This is a genomic window from Pseudoprevotella muciniphila (genome assembly GCF_003265305.2).
Classification (GTDB): domain Bacteria; phylum Bacteroidota; class Bacteroidia; order Bacteroidales; family Bacteroidaceae; genus Alloprevotella; species Alloprevotella muciniphila.
Genome location: NZ_CP033459.1, coordinates 60860 through 73672, shown reverse-complemented (window position 1 = coordinate 73672; position 12813 = coordinate 60860). Strand labels below are relative to the sequence as shown.

Here is a 12813-nt window from a genome sequence, read left to right as displayed (position 1 = left end):
TATTGTTTTCGAAAACTGCGCGAAGTTACTGTAAATGCTAAAATCTGCAAAATGTTTGAATAATTAAGTGTTAAAAATCCAATTAATTCTTGCTCTTTTTTTTCGCCTCTGTTACAAAACATGCCACGAGTCCGTACGTGATGGTTGGACGAATCCAGATTTCTGTGAGCAGATAGTCAGTGTATTCGTTGATGGCTTCAGAAATATAGCATAGTTGTAGAGTGCAGCAATGAGCATGTCAATGATACAGATGAGCCACAGGTTTCGCTTGGTGTAGTTCTTCCAGTTCTTGCGTGCATAGAAGTAAGTCAGCGTGCAGAGCAACAGCACAGCAAGGACGAGACACGACAGGTGGAGTGCATAATCTGCCAAAGGCGGCAGGAAGAGTATATCGCGCAGCAACACCGTTATTCCCACCGAGATGGAACACCAATAATTGAACCGATGGGTGTCAATCCGGTTGAAAAAGTACATCCATATCATCACCAGACAGAAAATGTAAAACATATTGAGCACGAGTTCTGGCCAAGCCTCTCTCAGCCCGAAATGGAACACACCATAGAGCATAACACCTATCGACAGCATACCGGCGACAGCAGTTATAACGATATCGAAAATCTTGGCATTGCTTTTAAATCTTGTCTGCACATTTATAGAATTTAAAAATAGTCATTTTATACCTTATGATAACATCTGTTTTGTCCTCGCTATCATTCCTTTTGTCTTCTTCTTTGTGTGACGGTAGCGGGAGTCGAACCCGCTACCGCCTGTCCATTCAAATCTTTATAAACCTTGTTTATATAAGAGTGTTCTAAAAATAAGTGATTACCTAATTTATAGAACACCCCTTTAAAGATTACATTGCCACTGCGCTGGGGATGTTATACAATGCCCCCTTTGCAGCATCGTAGTATTTCAGTGTGACAGACTCTCCGGCTTTGCACCCGTAGATATGAAGCGGTGTACTACCGGAGGTTGAGAGCGTTACCGTACCACGGCATTCATTGCCCACAAAGGCACCTGCGATATTGCCGCTGACGGGTGTAATACCCACTTTGGTCAGGAGAGGCTCCACTCCCACAGTCTTCTGCACGGGATACTTGGCAGAGCCGTAGGTAAATTCGGGGATGAACACCTCGTCGATGCCAGTTGTTACATCAGAGTTCAGGCTGATGTTGTCAGAGAGTGTAAAGATGTGATTCAGCTTCTGGCAGTAGTATTTCAGCGACATGTTCACCGTTTCCGACCCCGTCTCGTTGCCATAAGCCTTCATTAGGAACTTGCCTGTAATCTGGCCACCCGAAACAGGGACAGCAGGACCGGTCAGGGCACGTATTTCGTTATTCACGAAGAGTGCCATCAGGTCGCCGTCGGAAACGTAGGGTTTCAGTTCATCCTCTATCTGCACCTTCAGGATGGTCCAGTTTTCATAGAGTGAGGCGTCAGGTTCCGTCCAGTTTGGGCGTTCCTGATTGTTGCTCCAGTCAATTTGCCACTCGGGGGTCTCACTCTGCAATGACATCGTGTAAGAAGCATTCGTGTTGTTGTTGGTGTTGATGATGTCGTTGGGGTCGTCGTCGCTGCAGCTTGCCGCCAGAACGAGACTTGCCAACATAAGAAACATTAACTTGATCTTATTCATAATATTCAATATTTACTTTTATTTAACCACAACATTGAGTTTAGCTCGAGTTCGTTTACTTTCGGACGAACTCGAGCATACTCAATTCGTCGCTCACTTAATCACGATCTTACGACCGTTGAAGATGTAGATGCCACTCTGCGTCGGCTTCTTCTGCAGCCTGATACCGCTGATGGTGTACCACTTGCCATCCTCGTGCTCAGTTTGCGCGAAATTGATGGCTGTCGGCATGTCAGGACTACCGATGACTTCGTTTGCCCTGAAGGTCATGATCTCGTCGGTAGTGGCGACAATTTCACCTTCGCGTTCAATGGCGAACCAGATGCCCTGCATAGGCTCGCTGGCGATGCTGATGAAGAATTCAGTCGAGAGGTCAGAGTTGAGAGTTGAGAGTTGAGCTGCACCAACTTCTTCGCCATTGGTGTAAGCTACCAGTCGGTCTCCCACCTCCGTGTCAAAGCCTTCAACTATGGCACTGATGTTCATCGTGCTGCGTGCCCTGGCAGCGCTGCTGCTATTTGCACTTGCCGTCCAGTCCTCGCGGAAGTTGCTGTCCAGTTCGAAGAACGGATAGGTAAACTTGACGTCTGCATCGCCCTTGCGGAGCATCATGTAGCCCTCTCCAGGCTTCATGTACTGCAGGCTGCCGACCCATCGTCCCACGTTGCCCGCCTTGGTGAAGTATGCAAACTCTGTGTGGCTCTTTATCACGTCGCCTGGTTCTGCGTAATCGTAGTAGTCGCTCAGTGCGGTCTCCACACTCAGGTTCGTCATCGGTGTATAGCCAATGGCATTCCAGCCCTTCGACAGTTCAATCGTACGTTCAGTTTCCTGCCTGATGATGGTGCCTCCAATGGGGAACTTGCAATCCTCTTTCACCTTGATGGCATAGGCGTTCTTCGGCGAGATGACTACATTTGCCGTACTTCCTGAGGCAATCCATTGCTTCTGTGCTGCTTCGTAGTTCATCGTCAGGTCGCTACTCATGTCGGTCAGGATGTCGCCGTCGTTCCAGTGCATGCTTCCCAACAGTGTGTTCACGTCGCTGAGTTGGTCGCTCTTCACGTTGAACGAAACCCAGTTCCAGCCTTCCTGCAACATAAAGTTCTGCACGAATGCCTCACTGCCATCGAAGCGCACGGGCTTATCGATGCCCAGCATGGCGTCTTTCACGAATTTGATAGAATCCTGTGGTATCAGCACGATTTCGCGTCCGGTGCTGTACTGCCACAGGCGGAAGCTCAGATAACTGTCAGCCTTGATCGTTTCGCTGTCATATACAGTCAGGAAAAGACCTGTCTCGCCCGTCTGTGGATCATTGCTGATGTTGGCGAAGCCGTGGCATACGTTTTCGCTATCAAATACGCCCACAATGTCGCGTGCATCGGTATCGAGTTCGTCGTAGAGATACACCTGTCCGCTGATGATCATCGAGTTCTGCAAGAGATCACCACTCACGTTCTGTGCCCAATCTGGCACATCGCCTTCGACAGTCAGATTCAGGTAGAACGGTTCTGTAATGCCCTCATCGTCGGTCAGATAGATAATCTCGTTATACGTACCTATGTTCAGGTCTTTGCTGACCGTTGCATAGACATAATCCAAAGACTGCGGCGCCATAACATCGGTGTACTTGTTCAGCATGAGCCACTTCGGACAGTTTTCTATCTTATATGTGTGGGTAGTGGCACCGTTGTTGTAGAACGGCAGTTCACATCCCTCACCGCTACCATATTTAATAGTATAGTCCAGTCTGTTCACGAGCCACTGCAGGCTGCTGTTGGTCACATAGTAGCAAGCCGTCTGTGGGGAAGCCATCGTGTTGCCGTTTTTGTCCTCGATGTCACGCACCGTCACGTAGATGTTGCGGTGGTTCAATCTTGCGGCATTCTCGTCAAGGTCTAGTAGCAATTGGTTACCCCTGCCGATAAAGCCAAACTTCAAGTTCTTCACTTCCTCGTAAGGCACTACGGGGGCTGCCTGACTCTGGTCGAAGTGTTTCAGCACGGCATCCATCTCATCCACGAACAAGTAGTCGCGCACCAGCGTGTTGGTAGGCTCCTTCGTCAGCGGGTCGAGCTGATAGCGTGGCTTGCCCTGGTCGTCCAGATAGATTTTCTTGCTGTAGGCATAGGGCACGAGTTCCAGGTCGTTGTCCTTCTGGCGCTCGATGCGGTCGAATGACAGGTAGGTCAGCAGACCCGCCTCGTCGCCGTTAGGACTCTTCGTGGCATAGGTCTCGATGAGTCTCTGCGGCAGAGCCTGGGCAAAGAACAGCAGTTCGTCAATGTTACCCGTCATGGCATCCGTGCCGTCCATCACCTCTACATCGCCGTTATCTTTCACCACATCGTAGCGAGTAGCACCGATGAGCGGATATCCACCGCTGATTCCACCGATTGAGTCAGCTTCAAACGTTGTGCGCAGCACCTTATCTACATAGATGTTGGCAACGTTGCGGGCGCGGTTCACTGTCATGGCGAAATTGTGCCATTTGCCATCGCTCCAGTTGCCCGGCACTTCTGCGACAAAGCCGTTTGAACGGTATCTCAGCGTGTCGTTCTCAAATCCGATGTGGAAGATGTTCTGTGCGCCGTTGTCCTCTTTCATGCCGCGACCGTTGGAAAGCAGTGCGCCGCTACCGTCAGCATCTGTCTTGAACCAGAACATCAGTGTATAGTCCTGCTCGGCGGTACGGTTAATGGCGTTCTTGTCGAACAGAATACCCTTGTCCGCCTTATCCAGATGCAGAGACAGACCGCGTGGAACGGCCCACGAAGCTCCGATCAGCTTGGCATTGGCACCCTGTGTTTGGTCGATGGCATAGTCGCCCGAACCCTCATTCATCGGGTAGTAGTCCACGAGATTGCTCTCATAGCCAGTCAGTCGGCGGCTACCGTAGGTAGTGCCGATGAGTCCGCCGTCCATGGCAGCATACCACAGGCGTGCCTCCATCATGCGACCCTCGTAGTACTGGCTATCGTTGCGGTTCTGCTCGTTGGTACGTCCAAAGATGAGTGTACCCGTGCCGCTGTACAGGCCTCTTAGTCTGTTGCTACCAATCTCTACGCCGCCATTGAAGAAGGTCAGCACGCTGTCTTGCTGGTTGATGCTCACAGCCACCTGGTTGAAGGCGTTCTTGCCAATCGCTTCTTCGCTGACGATTTCCTGGTCGTTGACCACCGCCTTCAGTTTGAAATCCTTGGTCAGCCACAACTGCAAATCCTGTCCGTTCGTGCCATGCGAGAACAGCGGCATGTCGCGTCCAGTTTCGGCTGGCTTAATCATCATGTCGATGGTCAGGTCCTTGCCACTGAAATTACGTTTTGCCTCGGTCTCCACACTCGCCTCGCCTGTAAACTGCACGCTTACCATTTCGGAGAGGTTGTCGTTGTTTACCTCGCCCTTCACCTCAAAGTTGGTGATGGCACTCAGATAGTTATATTCAATGTCTTCAGAGAAGTTGAACACGATGTCGTCTCCGCTGGTCAGCAGACCGCTCTTCGGCTCTGGTGTTCCGAACAGTTGCGGACGGCGCGTGTCCTTTATACCACTGATGACCTTCGACGACGTGGTAAGGAAGTCGTTGCCGTTGCGGCAGCAGAGCACTGCCCGCAGGTCGTACGTCCGCTCCATTACCCAGCCTTCACCGTAGAACTCTGTAATAATATTGCCGTTCTCCGGAATCATTTTACGCACGCCGTTGGCAGTCGCCATCAGCGAGTCGTTGGCATAGAACGAACAGAGATTCGTCCATGAGTCATCGCCACGCTGCGACTCTTTGTACTGGAACTCGATGTGGTCGAAGTTGTGCTGGTGCCTGTCGAAGCCGTTGATGGTAACAGGTATGTACCAGCCGCGGTCAGCATCCACCTGAGACATGGTGTTCAGCACCCACTTGTCGCCTGGTGTGGCGATGTTCACCGGTCCTGCCTCACGCAGGAAATGTACGTCGAACGAAGTCAAGGCATAGGTGTGTTCCGGGTCAGTGGGCGACATCACGCCGATGGTCAGCCCTTCATAGTCGAAGCCCTGTCCTGCTCTCACTTCCATTTGCAGAGTGGTAGGCAAGCCCGGTATGGCTGTAATGGTCATGCCTGCAGTGGTCAGCGGCTGACCATTGACGCTGATCTTGGCACCGTTGTAATTAGTCTGATCCACGGCATACAGTTGCAGTATGCTTAAGCCATCGGTAGCCTCTGGCTTCTCACTCTCATTAGCCACAACTATGGTAAAGCGTGCTGCATCATCGATGGCGACACCGCTCACGCTCTGCTTGTCAAGATAAATCTTCGGGTTGATAATCTTCAGCGTACGGGCATCCAATTCTGTGCCTGGGTTGTAGTACTGTGTTACGCGCCTGTCTTCCCACGGGTTCTGGGTTGAGCCACCACGTGTGCGATAAACGAAACTGCGCGGGCCTTCAACTTCTAATTGCCCGCCACTCATCCTGCCGGTCAACTTTTCGAGGTCCTTGTTTGACGTCGCATAGAAGTTGTCGTTAGTGAAGACATCCGTTGCCGCTACTTTAGTCGCGGACACCGAAGTGTTGCACGGCTTCACACGATAAACGTCCACGTTCAAGTGGCTGTTCGGATCGACAGCGATGGTGAAGGTCTCCGTGCGGTTGTAAGCCTTGGCTTCTGATCGGGTGCCAACGGTCATCATGTTCACCACGGGCATGAGCGCCCACCTGAACAACAAGCCAGTGAACTCGATATTAGTCGTAGTTTTGTTGCCTTCGGTTTTCAACCATTCATTTTGAGGTGTTTTCACCGTCGGGTTTTTCGTTACCAAGGCTTCCAAGACAGCAGCAACAACACTGAGCGCAGTCGAGCCCACATTGACAGCCGCCATCCACGCGCCGCTCACTTTTGATTTCTCAAAGTAGTCGGGCTGCACGCCGAAGGGGAAGTATTGCATGGTGGTCTCCGAGAAGTTGGCATCGTAGGTTTCACTGTAGTTTACGCCCGCAGCACCGGCAATGTCGTAGTTGTTCACAAGGTCGGTGGCACCCAGTTTCTCACGCTCGTTCTGGTTAATCATCTGCGCCCAGGCATAGATAATTTGGAACTTCTCTTTCACCTCGTCGGTGAAGTCGCTCTCGTTAGCACCTTCTGGCAGCACCACAAGGTAGTTGATGCCTTCTTCCGCTTCATCGTAGATGGTGTTGTAGGGATGTTCATAGATTTCCTTGGTGTTCACCAAGGCGAACATCGGGTCGTCCGGCTCACGCAGCGAGAGATAGACGGGCTTATGGGTGGCGTTTGCCAGAGCCTGTGCCTCTGCCTTGCTGCCGGTGTACATCAGGTTGAGAATCTCTTTCGCCTTTGCAGGGATAATCTGCGTTATCAACTGTTTCTGCGAATAAATGAAGTTCGATTTCAGCTTCGGACCATAACCTAACGACAGGTCGCGCACCAAGTGGAATTTCTCCCCATTGGCATCAAAGCCCTCGGCAATCTCCACCAGGTCGCCATACTGCGCATACTTGGACAGCAGTCCCTCCTGGCTCAATTGTCCTATGCTCAGTTGGCTGCGAATTTCGTTGTACATGCTGTCGGTGATGGCGCGTATGGTTGACATCGGCGTTACCGTAACATTCTGCACAGTGCCGATATAGAGGTCGGCGTCGGCACCCACCATCGACGGGTCGCTGCTGGTGCTCACTGCGTTTGAGAGAACCATCGTGTAGGAGTACGCTTTGCTGCCCTGCATGTTGAACACGAAGTCCTGCACAGTGGCGGAGCCGTTGTCTGAGATACTCGTGTAGCCGGTTGTGGCACCAGCGTAAGCTCCCGGTGCAGAGGCTATAGCTCCCTGCACGGTGCCTAAGAACGTCTCCTGCTTCTGTCCTAACGTCATGCTCAGCACCGGACCGGCAGCCAGCGAGAGGTTCATCATATACGAATAGTTGATGGTGGCACCCTTCGCCAGTGATGCCGAGCTGTATCCACCCGGTGGATCGCGCAGGATGTCGAAGAGGATGGGCTGTCCTTCGGTCAGGATGTCCTTGCCTTCACCTAAGGGGAACATGTTTAGCACGAAGCCGCGCAGCGGCTCAGCCTCATATAGTGTACCGTCGCGCTCCACGGTGAAGGTTACCGTACGCAACGCACCCAAACCCGTCAGCAACTGTGTTACCTGATCTGCCTGCACAGTGAAGACCGCCTGTCCCAGGCTGTCCAGTTCCTGTTCCACCTTTTCTGCGCCCGCCTTCATGCCGTTCTGCATAAATGCCTTGCCTCCACTCAAACGCACCAGATCCAGGGCGCCGGTTCTCGGGTCGTTGTTATACAGATAGCGCTCTGCCACCTGCAGTTGTATGCCGTATCGACGCTCCAGACTGAACACAGGAAAAGTGAATGTATAGAGTGCCTGCGTCTCGTCTTCGGGATTCTTGAAAGCGAGCGGCACCATGCGCTGAACGCCTGCCAAGTTGCTCGCCATGTAGTTCTTGTCGCCGAAGTAGTCGAAGTCGTCGTAGCCTATCTGACGGTAGGTTACCTCCACCGGTGCACGGTAGATTCGGTTATAGATGGCGTGATACTCCAGTTTGGGGTCTTTCACTGATATGCCGTCAACATCCTTGTAGGTACCTACGCTGGTGGTGTCATGGCTGACAAGGCAGTCGGTCAAGTCGATGATTTCGCTCACCTGTCCCTCCTGGAACAGTGTGGGATATCCCTTGCAATACACCTGCTGCACTTTCCAGCGCACTGGCGGCAGCATCAGCACGTACTCACCCGTTTTCGGGTCTGGGTTTACCACCATGCGCTTGCGCTGCGTCAGTACCGTTGTGTAGTGCTTGTTACCGTTTCGCGTGTGGCGCACTATCTCCTCACGCTGTGTCTTGTTGGGGTTCAGGTTGTCATAGACCAGCCACGACGTGTTGTCGCCCTCTAAGGTAAGCACCATCGTCAGTGAGTCGCCAAGGTTGTTCTTCGACAGGTTGTTGTCTAAAGGCTTCATGCCTTGATCCTCGCCTCCAACGATACGGCCGGTCAGTTTCACTTTCGTTGAGTCGTAGAAGTAGACGCCTGACACGTCGTCAGTGATGTTCTGCAGGTTGCTGTTCTTATACCATCCGCCGTTGGTGAAGACGTGATTGTCCATCACGGCCTGGATGGTGTTGTCGCCCGGCAGCAAGCGGAATGAGAAACTGCCATCGTAGTCAGTCTCCACATAGCCGCCCTTGTTATTGTGGATTTTTCTGCCGTTAACCAAGAAGTTAGCACCCTTCACGGGGATGCTCGTGCCGTCGTACATCACATAGCCCGAGAAGCGCTTGCCGTTCGTAATGATAAACTCGCTTATCGTCTCGCTGTTGCTGGTAGCATTGAAAGTCAGCAAGTAAGAGCTCTTGCCATCCTCAAACTTGGCGCCGCCCTTGCTCACGGGTGCAATCTTATACTCTACGGATGTCTTACCGTTGTACGACAATTCGTCGATGACGAAATAGCCGCTCTCGTCTGTATAGGCGTACTTCACCGTATTGTTGTCATAGATGGCGTCCACCCTGATGTCGGGTGCAGCCGTGCCGTCGTTGAACCGCACATAGCCTTCCACGAGGCCTGTGTGTTTGCTCTCACCCACTGCCACTTTGGTCTCGGACTCAGAGACTCCCTCACACTGGTTTGTTGCAACTACCTTATATTCATATACCGCGAGAGGAGAAATGGTCTTGTCCTCATAGCTCGTCTGCGAAATGTTGGTCGCCACTTTCACCCATGCATCTTCGCCCTCGCCCTTCACGCGGCGAAACACGGTAAAGTAGTCAATGGGGTTGCCATCGGTATTCCATGCCAACAACACGCTGCTCTGACGAGTCGTCGTCAGCAGTTCGCGATCTATCTTACCGCTGCTGGCGTGATAAAAGTCGGGAAGCGTCGGATTGGTATTCACTTCAATATATTCATGGTAAGGCACCGATGTCTGGGTGGGATTGATGGTATTGCTCTCCTTTGTCCATCCCTCGGTGAAATAAGGCTCGAAATCGCTTAGCGGATGCGTAACGATACCGATAATTTCGGTGGTAAACATCTTGGGAAGAGCCTTGTCGCCAACCACTTCCCAGTTGTCGCTGCCCAAATTGCTTACCAAAGCGCTGGCAGACATCGAACTGCTGCTGTTGGCTCCGCGCACGTTATTATGCGAATAGTTGTTTTTGGTATTATGGTTTTCACCATTGCCCCAATAAGTCCATGGCTTGATGTTCAATCCAATATTCTCAATGTTGCCAATGATACCTCTATCCAGACAGTTTTGTACTGCAGCATCTGTAACGGTGGCACCTGCGTCGCCATCTCTGAAACCAAAGAAGACGCCCGCAAAGCCAGCGAAGCCATTGATTTTGAGCGTGCCGTCGAACAGACAGTTTCGAATGTTTGCATGAGTCCCGCGTCCGACAAAACCAGCTACAAGATTGTTGACACTCTCTATACTTGCCGACACACGGCAGTTAAAGATGTCGGTCCACTTACCGTTCACTTGTCCTGCAATGCCCACGAGACCTGCAGTGTGGTTACCGCCCTTAATATTGCCAGTTAAGTGCAGGTTCTTGATAGTGCAACCTTGACCATTCCTGAACAAGCTATAACTTTCAAAAGAATCGCCACCAGAATTGAGATTTACATTCAGTGTATGTCCATTGCCGTCGAAGATGCCACGGAAAGTACCCTCGCCATCCCAAGCGACACAATCTTTAATCGTAAAGTCGTTAGCCAAGATGGCGTTGGTGTAATCATTGGTCTTCACTGCTTCCTTAAATTTCAGCCAGTCGGCTTCGTTGTGCAGCACCATGAAGGTCTTGCCATCGATGACCATCGTAGGAATCTGGTCGGTTAACTCCGTTGTTGCATAACTGTTGGTTAGCGTCAGCTTGATGTTTACGTCGGGTCTTTGATCTACACATGCCCATGTGGCACACTGAGACAGTTTGGTACTGAAATGGTCGGGCTCGAAGAGGCTGTTTTCAATAGTTACGTTGCTGTTGGGTGCAACCCAGCCTATGTAGCCTCCGTTCTCGTAACAATTTTGTCCTTCAAAACTGCCGTCGAACTTACAGTTGCGAAACACGATATTTGCTCCACTCAAACGTCCCACGAAGCCACCATTGTCTGAAGCACCATTATAAGTGGTGTTAAGGGTCATTGACGAGCGGCAACTCTCAATGTTAACCGTACTTCCTTCAATGACCAATCCAATGAGGCCCGCCACATTCCTTTCGCTGCTGCTGATGGCACCTGCGGTGTGCAGGTTGCGTATGGTAGCATTGCCGGCATAGCGGAAGGGGGCTATAACTCTCTCCGTCCAGTCCGACTTGTTGAAGGTCAGCGTGTGGCCGTTACCGTCAAAGATTCCACGGTAATAAGCACCGGGGTCAACACCTGCATGTTCACTGATTTCAATGTCGGCATAGAGACGGGCGTTGATGTCCTTAGTATTTCTTGCCTCATTGACCATCACTGCGAATTTGTGCCAGTCTGATGCGCTGCGGATGGGGACGTAAAAGTCGGTCAGTTCATCCAAATGATGTATTGGCGACTCGCCCCGTTCCACAAACAAATCCACGTCGAACGTTACGCAAGGCCTGAAGAAGGTCAGCACCTTGTAGCGCTGCTCTCGCTCGGTGGAAGTCAGTACATAGCGCATGGTATCGACAACCTCGCCGGCGCGGTTTTTCATCACGACGCGCAGCACCATCTGGGCCCGGTCGTCCCACAAGGCTCCCGGCTCCTCGGCATACTGCCACGACACGCGAGCAGTGTAAGCAAGCGAATCTTCCCACTGCGCCGTATAGTCAGCTATGCGCAGGAGGTGCAGGTCGTTCAGCACGGTTGAGGCGCGGGTGGCACAATTGTTGTTCTCCCAGCCCCAGTTCTCGGTCATGGCGCGACGCACGCGGTAGGTCAGGTTGTCCAGCGTGCCGCCATTATTCAGATGAGCCTCGGATATTGCCTGCACGAGGGTGCTGTCAACGAAGGTGTAAAGGCTGTCCGAGGTAATACCCTGGGCATACATCTCCATTCCAATTTCCTCGAAATCCTCCTCCTTGCCCGTCAGCGAGCGCTGGATGACGAACTGGTCAGTGTAAGTCAAGTCGTTTACACTGGGATACGCCAGTTTCCACGTCAGTTCCATCTTCGACTTCAGGTCGTCCAAGGAGCGCACCGTCATGCCGTAAGGTGCATGGATGACAGGCAGGTCTTGCACCACCGACGACACGTCCTCGATGTCGTTGTCCAGATTGTCCTTGTAACTCACAACAACGTGGAAGTCTTTGTGAGGCACCGTGGCATCGAGATAGATGATATCGCTGGTAGCCTTCGGCGACAAATCCACTTTCTGCACCTTGCCGTACTGGTCAGTATATTCATAGTGAGCCTTCGTCATCTTGTCGGTTGCCATGAACCAGGGGATTTCCAACATACCCTCCTTGCTGTACGACATGCTTGGCGAGGTAACCTGGGGCACAATTCTGTCTTGCGCCTTCGGCACATCGATGGTCGTTGCGGAGAATCCAGTCAGTTCGTAGTCTGTATCCCATACCTTTCCGTTAGTATAGTCCAGCATGATACCCCACTCGAACTTCAGCTTCTTTCCCAGCATGTCGTAGGGCACGCGCCATACGGCAGAAAACTCGTAGGTTTCGCCATCGTTATTCTCATAGATGTTGCGGGTCAACTCTCCGTCACTACTCTTGAGCGTGAAGTGGTTCGTTGAATTACCCTGTGTGATGTCGAGGCTACCGCCCACTTCAGTTCCGAAGAAAATCGGCACTGTTGAGTCGCTGTTGTCGTGACTTTTCTGTTTTTCGCCGGAGCCTCTTCCGGTCTTTCCATAATTAAATCCGAAATGCAGTAGGCTTTTCTTTTGCACCGTGCCGTTATCGTCGGTCCACGTTACATAGAGGTTGCCGTTGCACACCCAGTGGTCATCCTGGTCCTCGTCGTAGACGGGCGCCTTGATACGTATGGTGTTCGCACCGTTGAGCATGACCATATACTGGTAGGTCTTCTCAACGAAACGCTCAGCCATCGTAGTATGAGGCAACAACCACAGAAAGAGGAACAGTAGCATTAGCCACCGCCGCCCTCGCAGAAGGTTTAAGCTGTGATACATAATTTTATAATTTTATAGTTTTAATGAAAACATAACATTTGCATTTG

At 51.6% G+C, this 12813-nt stretch carries 3 protein-coding genes; all 3 read right to left on the bottom strand.

The genetic code is table 11. From position 1 onward, the window contains the following. Nucleotides 1–111: 111 nt before the first annotated feature. Entirely contained in the window at nucleotides 112–648 is a 537-nt protein-coding gene (locus tag C7Y71_RS00340; RefSeq protein ID WP_111899324.1) for a hypothetical protein, read from the bottom strand. A gap of 208 nt (nucleotides 649–856) precedes the next feature. Beyond that, nucleotides 857–1642, bottom strand: a complete 786-nt coding sequence (locus C7Y71_RS00335) for a hypothetical protein (RefSeq protein WP_146739499.1) — start codon at nucleotides 1640–1642, stop codon at nucleotides 857–859. A 93-nt stretch (nucleotides 1643–1735) separates the two neighbouring features. After that, nucleotides 1736–12766 carry a LamG-like jellyroll fold domain-containing protein gene (locus C7Y71_RS00330; protein ID WP_146739498.1) on the bottom strand — a complete coding sequence of 3677 codons (11031 nt, stop codon included), beginning with the start codon at nucleotides 12764–12766 and terminating at the stop codon, nucleotides 1736–1738. Nucleotides 12767–12813 lie beyond the last annotated feature (47 nt).